The 14,450-nt window shown below is 69.6% G+C and carries 13 protein-coding genes; 8 read left to right on the forward strand and 5 right to left on the reverse strand.

Features of this window, described 5'->3' with window-relative positions; genetic code table 11:
* Positions 1–144: 144 nt before the first annotated feature.
* Positions 145–1,101, reverse strand: coding sequence for a hypothetical protein (locus VLK66_RS21670; protein WP_325311571.1), 957 nt, complete (start codon positions 1,099–1,101; stop codon positions 145–147).
* Positions 1,102–2,022: 921 nt separating this feature from the next.
* The gene (locus VLK66_RS21675; RefSeq protein WP_325311572.1) at positions 2,023–2,178 is read right to left on the reverse strand and encodes a hypothetical protein; all 156 of its coding nucleotides are present in this window, start codon (positions 2,176–2,178) and stop codon (positions 2,023–2,025) included.
* Between the two features lie 734 nt (positions 2,179–2,912).
* Here VLK66_RS21675 and VLK66_RS21680 point away from each other — a divergent pair.
* On the forward strand, positions 2,913–3,194 hold the full coding sequence (locus VLK66_RS21680; RefSeq protein ID WP_325311573.1) for a hypothetical protein: 282 nt from the start codon (positions 2,913–2,915) through the stop codon (positions 3,192–3,194).
* 651 nt (positions 3,195–3,845) lie between these two features.
* Here VLK66_RS21680 and VLK66_RS21685 read toward each other — a convergent pair.
* On the reverse strand, positions 3,846–5,030 hold the full coding sequence (locus VLK66_RS21685) for a peptidoglycan-binding domain-containing protein (RefSeq protein ID WP_325311574.1): 1,185 nt from the start codon (positions 5,028–5,030) through the stop codon (positions 3,846–3,848).
* A 285-nt stretch (positions 5,031–5,315) separates the two neighbouring features.
* On the opposite strand from VLK66_RS21685, the gene VLK66_RS21690 reads away from it, so the two are divergent.
* The 6 genes from VLK66_RS21690 (at position 5,316) to VLK66_RS21715 (ending at position 12,103) form a co-directional block, all read left to right on the forward strand.
* Positions 5,316–6,674 (forward strand): dipeptidase, encoded by a 1,359-nt coding sequence (locus VLK66_RS21690; protein ID WP_325311575.1) that lies wholly within the window; start codon positions 5,316–5,318, stop codon positions 6,672–6,674.
* Complete coding sequence (locus VLK66_RS21695) at positions 6,671–8,302, forward strand: M2 family metallopeptidase (RefSeq protein ID WP_325311576.1); 1,632 nt, start codon at positions 6,671–6,673, stop codon at positions 8,300–8,302. The genes VLK66_RS21690 and VLK66_RS21695 overlap by 4 nt, the downstream gene beginning before the upstream one ends.
* Before the next feature lie 504 nt (positions 8,303–8,806).
* Positions 8,807–9,475, forward strand: coding sequence for a glycoside hydrolase domain-containing protein (locus tag VLK66_RS21700; protein ID WP_325311577.1), 669 nt, complete (start codon positions 8,807–8,809; stop codon positions 9,473–9,475).
* Between the two features lie 326 nt (positions 9,476–9,801).
* Positions 9,802–10,539, forward strand: a complete 738-nt coding sequence (locus tag VLK66_RS21705) for a MerR family transcriptional regulator (protein ID WP_325311578.1) — start codon at positions 9,802–9,804, stop codon at positions 10,537–10,539.
* A 211-nt stretch (positions 10,540–10,750) separates the two neighbouring features.
* Positions 10,751–11,506 (forward strand): hypothetical protein, encoded by a 756-nt coding sequence (locus VLK66_RS21710; RefSeq protein WP_325311579.1) that lies wholly within the window; start codon positions 10,751–10,753, stop codon positions 11,504–11,506.
* Between the two features lie 21 nt (positions 11,507–11,527).
* Positions 11,528–12,103, forward strand: coding sequence for a hypothetical protein (locus VLK66_RS21715; protein WP_325311580.1), 576 nt, complete (start codon positions 11,528–11,530; stop codon positions 12,101–12,103).
* A 73-nt stretch (positions 12,104–12,176) separates the two neighbouring features.
* On the opposite strand, the gene VLK66_RS21720 is transcribed toward VLK66_RS21715, so the two are convergent.
* On the reverse strand, positions 12,177–12,476 hold the full coding sequence (locus VLK66_RS21720; RefSeq protein ID WP_325311581.1) for a hypothetical protein: 300 nt from the start codon (positions 12,474–12,476) through the stop codon (positions 12,177–12,179).
* Between the two features lie 306 nt (positions 12,477–12,782).
* Here VLK66_RS21720 and VLK66_RS21725 point away from each other — a divergent pair, with 306 nt between their 5' ends.
* Complete coding sequence (locus tag VLK66_RS21725; RefSeq protein ID WP_325311582.1) at positions 12,783–12,956, forward strand: hypothetical protein; 174 nt, start codon at positions 12,783–12,785, stop codon at positions 12,954–12,956.
* 91 nt (positions 12,957–13,047) lie between these two features.
* Here the strand turns inward: VLK66_RS21725 and asd are convergent, their stop codons facing one another.
* Complete coding sequence (gene asd, locus VLK66_RS21730) at positions 13,048–13,995, reverse strand: archaetidylserine decarboxylase (RefSeq protein WP_325311583.1); 948 nt, start codon at positions 13,993–13,995, stop codon at positions 13,048–13,050.
* Positions 13,996–14,450 lie beyond the last annotated feature (455 nt).

The following is a 14,450-nucleotide window of genomic DNA, read 5'->3' on the forward strand; positions in this document are numbered from 1 at the left end:
TCGGCCTACCCCTCCTGCGGAAAATGGCTTCGGCTTCGGGTCCGGTCACGCTGCACCAGTTGACACGCAAACGGCCGTCGTCACGAACGAGACGGCGGCCGATGACACTATGGGGCGGATTGGGCTAGGGTTCGGCTCGGGGCACTAAGCCACCCACTGATTACGGAACAACGTGCGCTGGGGTCCGCGATGCTCGTCCGGGCTCCAGCGCCGTAGCCGGATGCCGAGAACTCTCCCCAACTCTTCGTTTACAGACGACGGTGGGCACTCGCTCCTGTCCGGCGCGAGGGCGCGCGCCTTCGCTAACGCCAATGCATCCCCCGCCAACCGAGAAACCATTCTGTCGTTGCTTTGCGTGGCAATCTCACGAGCACGGAGCGCGTGCGCTTCCGCTTCCTGCCAAGCTCGGCATGCCCGTGCCGCCTCGGCTAAATGATAATGCGCGGCAGCCGCGTGCTCGCTGTACTTCTCCGCGAACTCTCGGGCCCACACGCTAAACCGGCCGTACTCTTCCCGTTTGCCTGTTCCCGCAGCGGTTCGCGCCAACATGCTCGTAATCACCCCACGCGCGGCCGGTTGATCGATGACGTCCAGGCACAGTTTCAACAGCCGATGCGCATCCGAAAATCGCCACTGCATCAACTGCACTAAAGCGTAATCAGCAACAAAGAATGGGAACCGGCGGTCATGCAGCGGATACATCTCGGCCGCCCGGACGGCGGCGGCCTCCGCTCCCTCAAAGTCACCGCGCTCCAGCATAAGCAACATAGAGTCGTGCACAGCATGACCAGCAAGCCACAGCATCCCCTCCTTCCGGGCCATCCGCGCTGCGGTTTTCAAGTGACGAACAGCGCGCTTGAGATTGACTCCCGTCGTGTACAGGAGCGCGGCCGTTCCGATGTGACCGCAGATGTACTCGACCCAGTTTCGCTGCTTCTGGCCTAAAATGATGGCACGGGGATAGCACGCCTCTGCCCTACCAAAGTCTCCAGAGCGCCGGAACATGAGGCCCGCCAAGTTGCTGAATTCCGGGTTGTCTGGCAGCAGGTGCGCGGCAGCGAGCGCAAACTGACATGCAGTTGATAATAGGGATCGATCCATGGCCCAATCAGCAATGCGCGCACACGCACGAGCAAGCTCATCTGCGTCTACACGCTCGCTGCGGTCGCTTACGCAGCGAAAAACGTGCAGCGGCTCGCGCAGTTCGGGTGCGCCCGAAACCGCTGCCCGATGACGTGCGCGGGCCTCCCCGGATAGCTTCCGGGGGAATAGGTGCTCACGGTCAGGAGCTGCCGTTTCAGCCCACAATCTTCCCTTACGGACCGCAAGCCAGAGTTCGACTCCAAGCGGCCTGAAATCCAGCTCGCTCAGAATCTCGGACTCCGTTCGCGGCCAGTCAGGAAGTGGAGGGACGATTCGCGTTGAATCTCGCATATCAGAGTAGGAGCGGACCACCCATGCGCGTCCAGGACGAAGATTACTGCCTCAATTAATCGTGCGCCAGAGATAGTCTGCACTGTAGACACTCGCGGACAAGCCCCTGCTAACTGTCGTTTTCCGGGAGGATTTTGCTTCAGCCATTGCCGTTTGCCGCCCGCTCCCGTTTCCCGTCAAAGGCGGACGGCTACTTGTCGGGCGTACAGCGGAACATCTTTCCTGCCGTGATTTCGGGGCCGGTTCGCCACCATTCGGAGCGGCTCGCCACCATTGGCGGACTCGGGGGCGCGCGGGTGCCAAGTCGAAAATCCCTTCGGGACGATACGGACGCCCTCGCCGCGATGCTGTCCGGCGTTTTCGACGACATCCCGTCGGACCAGCGTGACGATGCCGTACGGGAGTTCGCGGACATTCATGAGGCTCACGGGCAAGGGGTTGCCGAATGGCTGGTTCGACTGCCCGTGAGGCTCCAGACGTGAGCCCGCCGCAGGCAACGGCGGGGGGATGTGGGGATAGCTCGGCGGCCTCCGCTGCTGAAATGGACGGACGACAGGGGCGCGGTCGCGAATCCTTCTCACCAGCTGCTCACATCCGAGCCAGCAGGACGCGCGATGCCTGGCAACGGCCCGCCCCCAAACTCAACTGCGGCAGGGTGATGCGATGAGTGGGGCTGAGGCCGTTTCCGAGCTGGAACAGGAACTTGCGCACGTAGCGCGGCGCATCGCCCGCCTTCTCCTTCATCCCCGGTACGACGAGGCCGAGCTGGCGGAACTCGACGCCAACGCGCGCGAGCTGCGCGAGCGGATCAGGAACGCGGCGCCGCCTCGGCGCTCGGAACCGGAGATCTCGCCTCGGTACGGCGGCGCCCGGCTCATCTCGGGCGGGTGAAGTGTCTGGTGGGACGCTTCCGGGTTACCGCCGCGGACTATGAGGCGTTTGTTTTCGGCCTCTGCGGCGGGCCGCCCAGCCTGGAGCGCGATGCCTGCGCCCGCGCCTTGGTGGGCCGGCTGCTCGGGATGTATGACGGATTCCGGGGAGCACGCCCGCCGGGCCTCGTACAGTACGCGGCCCGCCTTCACAGAAATGAACGTGAGCCATGATCGCAGTTCTTGGCGAGCCGGAGCCGCTCGCCGCATGAGTTTCCCCGATTCCGGCGCGGCGGAACCGGGACTCAGTCTGCGAGCCGCGCGCAGTTTGATAGAGTGGGCGCTGCCCGGTCTCGGTCGCGGCGATCGCGAGGATGTGCTGCGGTCGCTCGGCCGCGTTGCGGAATCGGCTTATCACGACTGCGGGATTACGCCTCCGCCATGGGTGGATGAACTTCGGGCCGAGTGGCCCGCCATGCGGCATTGAGTTCCACGCCGATGGCGAATCGACACGACCGGGGCAGGCCCGGTGAGGTGGACCGGCTACGAGCCGCACTGCGGGATGCAGTCGGCTCCCGTACGCTTCGCGGCGTGGCTGAGGAACTCGGCATGTCGCCCACGGGACTGAGCAACTTCATCGTCGCGGGGACGCAGCCCTACGGCAAAACTTTGAATCGGCTCCGCGCATGGGCCGAGCGCAACACCGGCATTGGCGGCACGCCTCCAGCCACGGTTGCCGTCCAGCTCCGCCGATTCGTGGGAACGCTTCCGAACCCCGACGCGGGGGTGCGACTGCTTCTCGACGCGGTGGACCAGGCGTACGCGACGGCGAAAATGTTCGCGCCGGGATGGGTGCAGAAGGTAAGACAGGAACTGAGCGAGGAGCCGTGAACGCCGCCTGCGTGCTCGTGCCGATCTGGCTGGCCCTGCTGGGCGGTGGGACGTCGAGCCCGGCTGCCGGGCCGCTTGGGGAATGCCCGCGCGAAGCGCCGGGGACGCGTGCAATCCTCACGCGGTTCCTCGGCTCGCACGTTGTCGCGGGTGTGCGGAAACGTTATGCCATCACTGCGACCGCGGCGGACGTCCGGGCGCTCTCCGACCCGAAAGACAGCGAGACCTGCAGCCGGATACGAGCCGCCGCAGGATCATCGGCGGGCGGCCCTACACGTTCTTCGCGGCGGGCGGATTCTACTTCCTCGTGGCCGAAGCGCCCCCGCGCGGGTCCGAGTTTGCTACCCTCCTCGTTGTGGGACACGACCTGGTGCTTGTTGCGGCCTTCGCTGTTTGACCCTCAACGCCGCAAGCCTGATGGACACGACCAACTTGAGTGCTGGCCGCGCTGAACGGTGCTATCCCGTCGAGGTGCGCGACACGAGTCGTCCGCACCTGTTCCTTCCCTGATTCCGTGTGATGCCCTGCTGTTCGCCCGGTCGAGAAATGCACAGCCGATCGGCCGAATTACCCCCATGATACGACGGCAGCCGCGGGAGAGCGCTCCCGCGGCTGCCGTCCTTCGTCATGCTGCCTTCCGCTCCCCGCGGTCTACCTGTACGCGGGATCCAGCTCGGCGAGCTGGCGGCGCATGGACGCCCAGGCGCTCTGGACCGCCTGCGACGCGCCCGCGCCCTGCATGGCGGCGTCCACCCGCCGCGCCGCGCCCACCAGCGCCCTGCCCGCCGCCTCCGAGCCGGAGGCGTTCCCCGGCACGCGCACGAGCTGCTCGTACAGCGAGCTGTTGTCCGCGAAGGCCGACAGCGCGAACCACAGCTCCATGTCGCCCTCGTCGTAGGCGCGGCCCGCATCCAGCCGCCCCGTGGTGGAGACCGCCATGTCCTGCCGGTAGCGGCCGACCAGCGCCTGCCCCGCCCGGCGCAGGAGCGACGCCTCTTCGGCCGAGAGAACCGCCCTCCCCGTGGCGCCGCCGGGCGCGGTGGCGTTGATGCCGAGCGCCTGCGCGGTGCGGCCGTCCAGGTTCCCGGTGGCGATGATCCCCTTGTCCACCTGGAATTCGAACAGCGCCCGCTGCGTGGCATCGTCGAGCTGCCCGGTGACCGCGCCGCGATAGTAGTTCTGGCGCGCGAGGGCCTGCTGCGCCGCCCGGATGCGGTCCTCCGCCGTGTAGATGGTGTAGGAATCGGGCGACCGCGCGGCGCCGCGGCGGCTCAGCACCAGCCTCTGCTCCAGCTGCACGGCCAGCGGGGTGCCCCGGGGCACGCGGACGTCGCGGGCCTGCGAGAGCAGCGTGCCCAGCGCCGCCAGGATGCCGGACGCCGGGGTGTTCTCGGACCCGGCCCCCGCGATGGTCGCCCCCACTCCGCCGCGTCCGCCCACCAGCACGACGCGCGCGTTCGGGTCCGATTCGATCTGGCGCCGCTCGGCGGCGTCGGTGCTGGTCAGCTTCCCGCTCAGCGGGAGCACCGCGCCGTCCGGCAGCGTCAGCCGGTCGAAGTTCACCTCGATGACGCCCGAGCGCTGGCGATCGGCCGGCTGGGCGAAGGTGACGACCCCGCGGATCCGGCTCCCGGCCGGGATCACCGTGAAGTTGTCGGCGCGGACGGTGTCCGCGACGATGGTCTCGAACGCCTGCCCCACCCGCGCCGTGTTCGATTCCAGCGGCGCGGTGGTCCGCACGATGATCACGCTCCCCTCCGGCAGCACGACTCGCCCTCTCCCCGCGGCGGTGGCCTGCGCCTCGGCGGCGGTCGCGGAGAGCACGGCCAGGAGCACCGGGGCCAGGGATCGCAGCAGGGGCCTTGTCCGTCTCGATATCATAAGCTTCCTCCTCATCGGGTAGTGGCGATATTGAGTCACCCCCGGGAAGAGCATGGATCGTTCCGCCGTACGGAATGTGAGCTCGGCCGCGGGGCCGCGCCCCCGCGGCCGCCGCCGTTCGCTACCCGTACCCGGACGCACGTAGCGGATCGATTACAGCCGGTTATATTCGCCGTCTCCCCATCACCCGCCGGAAAGCGGCGGGCGAGCGAGCGAACCTTCGCCGACGCACGGAGCCGGATGTCCGTCAACGACTATCTCCAGCAGAACCGCGAGCAGAGCGTAGCCGAGCTGAACGAGCTGCTGCGCATTCCCAGCATCAGCGCCAAGAGCGAGCACAGGGCCGACACCGCCGCCGCCGCCGAGTGGCTGGCCGGCCGCATGCGCGCCATCGGCCTCACCACCGTCGAGGTCGTCCCCACGGCGGGCCATCCGGTGGTGCTGGGCGAGTGGCGCGGGGCCCCGGGCGCGCCCACGCTCCTCATCTACGGCCACTACGACGTACAGCCGCCCGAGCCGCTGGACGAGTGGCTGTCGCCCCCCTTCGAGCCCACCGTGCGCGACGGCAAGCTGTTCGCGCGCGGCTCGGTGGACGACAAGGGGCAGGTGTATCTCCACATGAAGGCCGTGGAGGCGCACCTGGCGGCGAACGGCTCGCTCCCCGTGAACGTGGTCTTCTGCGTGGAGGGCGAGGAGGAGATCGGGTCGCCGAACCTGGCCGAGTTCCTGTCGGCCAACGCCGGGCGCCTGCGCTGCGACGCGGTGATGATCTCCGACACCACGATGTTCGCGCCCGGGCTGCCGTCCATCACCATCGGCCTGCGCGGGCTGGCGTACATGGAGGTGCGCGTGCAGGGGCCGTCGGTCGATCTCCACTCCGGCGCGTACGGCGGCGCGGTGGTGAATCCCGCCAACGCGCTGGCGAAGATCATCGCCCAATTGCATGACGAGCAGGGGCGCGTCACCATCCCCGGCTTCTACGACAGGGTGATGGAGATCGAGGACGCCGAGCGGCGGATGATCGCCGGGCTGCCGTTCAAGGAAGAAGGGCTGCGCGAGGAGGTGGGCGCTCCGAAGCTGGGCGGCGAGGCGGGATACGGCCCGCTGGAGCGCATCTGGGTGCGCCCGACGCTGGACGTGAACGGCCTCCTTTCCGGCTACACCGGCGAGGGGGCGAAGACGGTGCTCCCCTGCCGCGCGATGGCCAAGATCTCCATGCGCCTGGTTCCCGACCAGGACCACCAGGAGGTCGAGCGGATGTTCACCGACCATGTGAAGTCGCTCGCCCCCGAGGGCGTGACCGTGGAGGTCGAGGCGCTGCACGGCGGCCAGCCCTGGTACGCGGCGCCGAGCGGCCCCGTCTTCGAGGCCGCCCGCCGCGCGCTGGCGAAGGCGTACGGGCGCGAGCCGGTAACCATCCGCGAGGGCGGCTCCATCCCCATCGTGAAGGCGTTCGAGGACACGCTGCACGCGCCGGTGGTGCTGATCGGCTTCGGCCTGCCGGGCGAGAACGCGCACGCGCCCAACGAATGGATGTCGGTCGACAACTTCCACCGCGGCGCCGAGGCCATCGCGGCGCTGTACGACGAGCTGAGATGACCGAGACGGAGTCCACCGCGGCGCTGGCCCCGTCCGCCGACGGCGAGGCGCGCGCCTTCGTGGCGGAGCTGGAGGCGCGCGTGGCGCCTCTGATGCGCGAGTCGCACCTGGCCAGCTGGGACGCGGCGGTCGGCGCCGGCGACGACGCGCTGGAGCGCGCCACCCGCGCCCGCGCCGCCGTGGCGATGGTGTTCGCCGACGCCGGGGACGCGAGGAAGGTGCGCGAGTGGCTGGCCGCCCGCGTGGGAGACGCCCTGCTCCGCCGCCAGCTGGTGCTGCTGGACCACGAGTTCACGCGCAACCAGCTCCCGCGCGAGACCATCGAGGACCTGGTGCGCCGCGGCGCCGAGCTGGAGCACGTGTTCCACACCTTCCGGTCGACGCTCCGCGGCCGGCGGCTCTCCAACAACGAGCTGCTGGAGGCGCTGCAGGAGGCGGAGGACCCGGGGGTGCGCCGCGAGGCGTGGGAGGCGGCGAAGGAGATCGGGCGCGAGGTGGCCGGGCCGCTGCTGGAGCTGGTGCGCCGCCGCAACGCCGCCGCGCGCTCGCAGGGGTTCCCCAACTACTACGCGATGGAGCTGCACCTTCAGGAGCTGGGGGAAGAGCGGCTCTTCGCGGTGCTGGACGAGTTCCGCGACCGCACCGACGAGCCCTTCCGCCGCTTCCGCGCGGATATGGACGGGCACCTGGCCCGGCGCTTCGGCGTCCGGCCGGACGAACTGCGCCCCTGGCACTGGGACGACTTCTTCGCCCAGGAGGCGCCGGCGATCACGGGCTCGGTGGACCTGGACGCGTACTTCGGCGCGCTGGACCCGGTGGCGCTGGCGCGGGAGTTCTTCCGCGGCATCGGGCTGCCGGTGGACGAGGTGCTGGCGAACAGCGACCTGTACGAGCGCGAGGGCAAGGACCAGCACGCCTTCTGCATCGACCTGGACCGCGAGGGCGACGTGCGGGTGCTGTGCAACATGCGCCCGAACGAGAAGTGGACCAGCACCATCCTGCACGAGCTGGGGCACGCCGCGTACGACCGCTACGTCCCGCGCGAGCTGCCCTTCTTCCTGCGCACCATCTCGCACACGCTCTCCACCGAGGCCATCGCCATGTACATGGGCCGCCTCACGCGCGACCCGGCGTGGCTGCGCGAGGTGCCCGCCGCGCGGCTGGCGCCCGGCGAGGCGAAGGACGTGGAGGCGCAGCAGCGCGCGGCGATGCTGGTGTCCGCGCGGTGGATGCTGGTGATGGCGTACTTCGAGCGCGAGCTGTACCGCGACCCGGACCGGCCGGACCTGAACGCCGTCTGGTGGGAGCTGGTGGAGCGGCTGCAGCTCATCCGCCGGCCGGACGGGCGCGACGCGCCGGACTGGGCCAGCAAGATCCACCTGTCGCTGTCGCCCGTGTACTACCACAACTACCTGCTGGGCGAGCTGATGGCGTCGCAGATCTCCGCCCGCGCGCGGCGCGGGGTGCCTGCGGGGCGCAGCATCGCCGGGCACGCGGAGGTGGGCGCCTTCCTGCGCGAGAAGATCTTCGCCCCCGGCGCGTCGCTGGACTGGAACGAGCTGCTGGTGCACGCCACCGGCGAGCCGCTGTCGCCGCGCTACTTCGTCGAGGAGTTCGTGGGCGGGTGACGAAGTGCGGAAGTGCGGAAGTGCGTGAGTGCGCTGGCCCCGGTTCGGGGGCGGCGCACTTCGCGTTTCCGCGGCATCGCGCCCTCACCCCGCGCCGGAGGGCGCGACCCTCTCCCGTTCCGGGAGAGGGTGGCTCCCGGGCCATCGGGGCAATGAGCAGACCTGGCTCACGCTGATGCTGGATTGAAGCACCGATGCTGGGAAGCTACCTCTCCCGGTACGGGAGAGGTGGACGGCCTCGGCCGGCCGGAGAGGGCGCGATGCAGGAGGCGTCGCGCCGCCGCTGGTTTCGCACCGAACCCGCCGCGGATCGATCGATTCTCCCCGATGCCGATCGGCGACGGAGGAAGGTCTGCATCGAATCCCTTCCGTCCGGGCCGCGCGGGCGTTTGATTGAGGGCGACAGCGTAGTATCTGCCACCGCGCATCTTCATCCCCATCCGTCTCCCCCACCCCGGACGGATCGAAGGCGCGGGATCTCATCCTCCATCCCCCTATCATCCCATGTCTCTGATCGGCACCGTCACGAACGCGGCGGTCGGGCAGGTCGGCTTCGACACCGCCTCGACCGTCACCCAGGCCGCCCTGCAGGCGGCCAAACAGCGCAACTACACCTTCGCCATCCGCTACGTGCGCCGCGCCGTGGCCCACGCGGGCGACCTGACGCAGACCGAGGCGCAGATGATCCTGAACGCCGGCCTGTCGCTGATGGCCGTGCAGTACGTGGAGAGCGAGAACGCGTGGACACCCTCGGCGGCCAAGGGGACGCAGAACGGCAACAACGGCGTGGCCTACGCGAAGAGCATCGGCCTGCCGCCGGGGATCAACCTGTGGTGCGACCTGGAGGGCGTGGCCACGAGCACGCCGGCGAGCGAGACCGACGCGTACTGCCGCGCCTGGTACGCCGCGGTGAAGGCGGCCGGGTACGTGCCCGGCCTGTACGTGGGCTGGAACCCGGGGCTGAACCCCACGCAGCTCTGGAAGCTGCCCTTCCAGCACTACTGGCGCTCGTTCAACCTGAACAACGACCAGGTGCCGGCCAACCGCGGCACGCAGATGACGCAGCGCTCGCACGGCGCGCTCCCCGGCCTGGACCCGTCCACCTTCGACGAGGACGTGATCACCGGCGACCACATGGGCGGCGTGCCCGTCTGGCTGTCGCCGCTCGGCTGAACGGCGTCGGCGGAGACCGGAAGCCCCGGCGGGAGAAATCCTGCCGGGGCTTCGTGCGTTCGTGACATGCCCTGCATCCAAGGGCGAATGAATTCGCGGCAACAACGGCCCGAAGTCCGCCTTCGCGGACTGCCGGGATGGTTCGGTTCGACACCCATGGCATCGGGCGTGAGAGGGACTCCGCGCAGGCGGAGTGTGTGCCGTTGCAGCCGCGACTTCAGTCGCATTTTCGCCCTCAGCCATCATCCCCCTTGCACCTCACGTGGCGTGAGGTATTAGCCTTCCGTCGTGGCCACGAGACGCAGTAAAAACCGAAGGAGGGCGGGATGGCGCGGGATGGATGGAAGGTGGGGGAGCTGGCGGGCGCCACGGGGCTGACCGTGCGCACGCTGCACCACTACGACGAGATCGGGCTGCTGCGGCCGTCGCGCCGCACGCCGTCCGGGCACCGGCTGTACGCCGAGCGGGACGTCGCGCGGCTGCAGCAGGTCACGTCGCTGCGGGAGCTGGGGTTTCCGCTGGAGGAGATCCGCGGGATGCTGGACCGCCGCGCCGTCTCGCCGCGCGAAACCATCGCGCTCCACCTGAAGCGCCTGCGCGAGCAGATGGACGCCCAGCGCCGCCTGTGCGAGCGCCTGGAACGCATCGCCGCCCAGCTGGACCGCGCGGAGACCGTCTCCGCCGACGAGCTCATCCGAACCATCGAGGCAACGACCATGTTCGACAAGTACTTCACCCCCGAGCAGCGCGAGGAGCTGAAGACCCGCGCCGACACCATCGGGCAGGACCAGATCCGCGCCGTGGAGGGCGAGTGGGAGCGGCTGATGGCCGAGGTGCGCGCGGAGATGGACCGCGGCACCGACCCCGCCGACCCGAAGGTGCAGGCGCTGGCCGCGCGCTGGATGGAGCTGGTGCGCGGCTTCACCGGCGGCAACCCGGAGATCCTGGGGTCGCTGAACACCATGTGGCAGCAGGAGACCACCATCCACGGCATCGAGACGGCGCCCGTGCGCGAGATGATGGCCTACGTGCAGCGCGCGCTGGAGGCGGGGAAGCAGTCGTAGCGACTCCTGCCTGGGCACGCGCATACGACGGCGCCCCGGCGGGAGCTGCTCCCGCCGGGGCGTGCGCGCGGCCATCGTCAAGCCTCGGACGTGGCAATCGGTGCCACTGCAACGACGCTAAACATCGGAAAGGAATGCTTGACCGCGGGAACGAACGCGCGCATCCTTGCCGTGGTAAATCGGCTCATTCATTTCGCGGGAAAAAGGACGCATGTTTCACCGATCGACCTTCCCCATCGCCCTTGCAGGCATCCTCCTGGCCACGCCGCCGCTGGCCGGGTGCCTGGCGGCACAGTCCAGCGCGCCGTCCGTCTCTCTGACCGAGAGCGGGGCGGCCGGATGGACGTGGAGCTCCATGGCGGAAACCGACCTGCGCGTCCGCCGCGCCTTCGCGGAAACGGGCATCGCATTCCAGGGGCGCCAGGCGAGCGGCTCGAGCGCCGTGTTCCGCGGCGCGGCCGCGGACGGGAGCGTGAGCGTGGAGGTGCGGCCGCGCGGCCAGGCGACCGTGGTGCAGGCCACGGTCCGCAGAGGCAACGGCCAATGGGACCAGGAGTTCGCCGCCATGCTCGTGGCGCGGATCATCGAGGCGCCGCCGCGGGACCGCAGCGGCGCGATGAGCGGCGGGACCGGCATGTCCGCGCCGGCGGGCGCGGCCGGGGGCGGACAGGGTGGCGGCGCCCAGCGCACAGCTTCGCGCCTGCGGGGCACCGCGTCGGCCGAGTTGACCCGCTACCGCCTGGTGCTGGACCCCGCGGCGGCCGCGCAGCTCCAGCAGATCGTGGACAGGGCGGCGCTCCGGCTGGCATCGGACGGAACCGAGGCGCAGGTGGGCAGTGCGGAACAGGGACTTTCGCGATTCGTCGCGAGCCTTGCCGCCTCACGCTCCCGGCAGTCCGGTGCCGTGGGCCAGCAGGAGCTGAACGTCGCGCTCGGCAAGTTCTGCCCGTTCTATCCGTTCTGCTGACGTTCGATGGTGAACCCGCATGTGGAGCTGGGCTTCCAGCTGGCGAACGAGCACGCGAAGCAGCTGATCACGCTTTCCACCGGCGTGCTCGCCATCACCATCACGTTCCTGGGGAGCCGGCCGTTCCTGACCGCGCGTTGGAGGCAGTGGCTCATCGCCACCTGGGTTTCGCACACCATCTCGGCCGTGGCCGGCGTCTGTGCCATGAGCGCGCTCACCGGCCAGCTCATGCCGGGTGGAGGGCTCAAGCCGGAGCTGGCCGACATCGGCGGGCTCGCGCGCGCGTTCTCGGCTATCCAGTTCATCTCGTTCCTTGCCGGCACGTTCGCCATGCTGGTGTTCGGGATCCGGGTGCTCCCGCACGCCCTGGCGCCCGGATCGCCGGGCGCCGCGGCGGCCGCGCTCCGAGCTCATCCCCGGGTCGTGCTCGACATCGTTCCGCTGGCGGGTGCCGCGGCCGAAGCGGAGGAGCGCCGAAGCGTCCGCTGGCGGTGGGGGATACTGCGGCGGCGGCGCGAGGGAAGGTGGAAGCGGGGACCCCTGCCCGATCATGGCCGGCCACCCGTGCACCCGGCAGGCTCACGCGCCGAAGAATGAGCGCAATGCTGGCGAAGGCGCCCTCTCCCGGCGGTCCGGAGAGGGCGCCCTCGTATGACGCCGAACCGCGGTGTCAGCAGATGTTCATCCAGCAGCTCTCGGGCTGCGCGCACGTTGCATAGTCGCACGTGCTTCCGCAGGTGGCGCCTCCGCTGCCGCATCCTCCGCCGCAGCTCACCCCCGAGCCGCCGCACGCGTAATCGCAGGTGGCGCAGGTAGCGGGGTAGCACGTCCACGCGCACGTGCCGTTGCAGCTCTCGTCCGCGTACGTCGTCCCCGAACGCGCCTCCACCGTCCCGCGCCCGCCACGCACCGGGGCGGTGTCGAACGAATCGACGGCGAGATCCTCCAGCGCCAGCGTCAGCTTTTTCATCGGTCTGCTCCAGGGTGGGAGATGGGGGGCCGCTCCTCATCTCCCAATCTTCCGCTTACGCTTCCCGCCAACAAGAGCGATGGTCCAGATGCAAAAGAATTGCACCGTCACCGCACGCGCGGCATCATAGCCGGGGCCAGATGTCCGGCCGCTCGCCTCCGTCGCCCTCACGCGGCGGCCAATCGTCATCCCGGCATCCACCGCACCCGGAGGACCATCGCATGAAGAAGAAGCTGACGCTGCGGCTCGAATCGCTGAACGTGGACACGTTCGGCTCCCTCCGATGCGCGTGCGGAGGCCGGCACCGTGCGCGATGCTGAATCGGACCCGACCTTCGACAGCTGCAACTCGTACATCGGCACCGAGTGCTGGCCCTACTGCGCCACGGGGAACTGGCAGTGCGAGTCCATCAATACCTGCGCCGGCCACACGGCGGATTGCTGCAAGCCCAGCAGCAACAACGTCGACTGCGAGATCTGAGGCCCGTTGCGCGATGAAAGCAGAAGCCCCCCGGCGTGCATCCGCCGGGGTGCTTCTTTTCGCGATCTGGCGATCCGTCCACCGGCGCGGCTCAGCTTCCCGGCGCGCGCCCGATCTCCATCCCCAGGCGTACGGCGCTGCCGAGGGAGAGCTCCGGCGACAGCTCCACGCGTCCCGGCTCGAAGACGAGGACCACGGTGGAGCCCAGGTGGAAGGTCATGATGTGGTCGCCCTGGCGGATGGAGACAGGCGGATCGTACGTCTTCGTCGCGGCTTCCATGCCGCGGCGGTTGGTGATCCACCCGCCGGTGCCGGGCGCGGCGTTCCACTCGCGGTCGAACGCGGCAGAGATGCGGCCCACGTTGTAGGCACCGACCGCCACGACCGCCACGCGCCCCAGCGGCCCGTCCAGGTAGCACAGCAGCCGCTCGTTGCGCGCGAACAGGTCGGGCAGGTGCATCACCGCGGGGAGGTTCACCGGCATCAGCGCGCCGGGGACGTGGCGCGCGCGCGGGATCGTCCCGTCGCAGGGCGCGTGGATGCGGTGATAGTCCTTCGGGCTCAGGTACAGGGTGACGAACGCGCCTCCGTCGAAGCGCTCCCACTGCCCGTCCTCGTTCAGCAGGTCGCGGAGCGAGTAGTCGCGCCCCTTCGCCTGGATCAGCTTTCCCCCCGAAACGCGCCCCATCTGCCCCGTCGCCCCGTCCACCGGCGACGCGGCGACGCGCGGGTCGTGCGGCCACGCGCGCGCGCCGGGCTTCAGCTCGCGCACGAAGAAGCGGTTCAGCGAGCCGAAGCTTTCCAGCGGCTGCGCGGCCTCGCCCACGTCGGCGCCCACCATCCGCGCGAACCCGCCCAGCACCGGCTTGCGCAGCGGCTTGGGAAGCGGCACGTCCGCCAGGCGGCCGAAGGCGCGGCTGAGCGCGCCCTGCGGCAGTCGCCGGAGCGCGCCCAGCATCGCCCGCGCACGCGCGCCGGGGACCTCGGGGTTCTCCGCGATCTCGGCGGGCGCGGGGTGGGGACGGTCGGACTCGGGCATCGGGATCGAATTCTTCACAGGACCATGGATTTCGCGTTCGCCTGGCGCCGCCGCCCTCACCCCCCGGCCCCCTCCCCCCAAACCGACTGGGGGAGGGGGAGAACTCATCGCGAGGGAAGCCGCGGAGCGCGCTACGAAGCTGCCTCGGGCCACGCATCGCGCCAGACGCGACGATGCGCAACGGCCCGCGCGCCTCGCCGAATTTACCCTCTCCCGTTATCGGGGGAGGGGCCCGCGGCTGGCACGCAAGTCCCGCATCACACGAATGCAGCGCGGCTCGCCGTACCCTCAACGCACTTCCGCACTTCCGCACTTTCGCACTCCCGCACTTCGGTTTCGCACCCTCGCACGTTCGGTTCCCGCGCGCCGCCGCCCGGCGGGTGTTAGATTCGCGCGCCCGGCTCTTGCGGGTTCCGCCCGGACCTCCGGCGACACCGAACGAGAACGACTGGACC

This window comes from Longimicrobium sp., from assembly GCF_035474595.1.
In the GTDB taxonomy this organism is placed as follows: Bacteria; Gemmatimonadota; Gemmatimonadetes; order Longimicrobiales; family Longimicrobiaceae; genus Longimicrobium.

Bases quoted from the DNA above. Each gene is read 5' to 3' on its own strand.
- VLK66_RS21720 (WP_325311581.1), bottom strand. From the start codon at position 12,476: ATGAAAAAGCTGACGCTGGCGCTGGAGGATCTCGCCGTCGATTCGTTC.
- VLK66_RS21705 (WP_325311578.1), top strand. From the start codon at position 9,802: ATGGCGCGGGATGGATGGAAGGTGGGGGAGCTGGCGGGCGCCACGGGG.
- VLK66_RS21690 (WP_325311575.1), top strand. From the start codon at position 5,316: ATGTCCGTCAACGACTATCTCCAGCAGAACCGCGAGCAGAGCGTAGCC.
- asd (WP_325311583.1), bottom strand. From the start codon at position 13,995: ATGCCCGAGTCCGACCGTCCCCACCCCGCGCCCGCCGAGATCGCGGAG.
- VLK66_RS21700 (WP_325311577.1), top strand. From the start codon at position 8,807: ATGTCTCTGATCGGCACCGTCACGAACGCGGCGGTCGGGCAGGTCGGC.
- VLK66_RS21675 (WP_325311572.1), bottom strand. From the start codon at position 2,178: ATGAAGGAGAAGGCGGGCGATGCGCCGCGCTACGTGCGCAAGTTCCTG.
- VLK66_RS21670 (WP_325311571.1), bottom strand. From the start codon at position 1,101: ATGGATCGATCCCTATTATCAACTGCATGTCAGTTTGCGCTCGCTGCC.
- VLK66_RS21680 (WP_325311573.1), top strand. From the start codon at position 2,913: ATGTCGCCCACGGGACTGAGCAACTTCATCGTCGCGGGGACGCAGCCC.
- VLK66_RS21695 (WP_325311576.1), top strand. From the start codon at position 6,671: ATGACCGAGACGGAGTCCACCGCGGCGCTGGCCCCGTCCGCCGACGGC.
- VLK66_RS21710 (WP_325311579.1), top strand. From the start codon at position 10,751: ATGTTTCACCGATCGACCTTCCCCATCGCCCTTGCAGGCATCCTCCTG.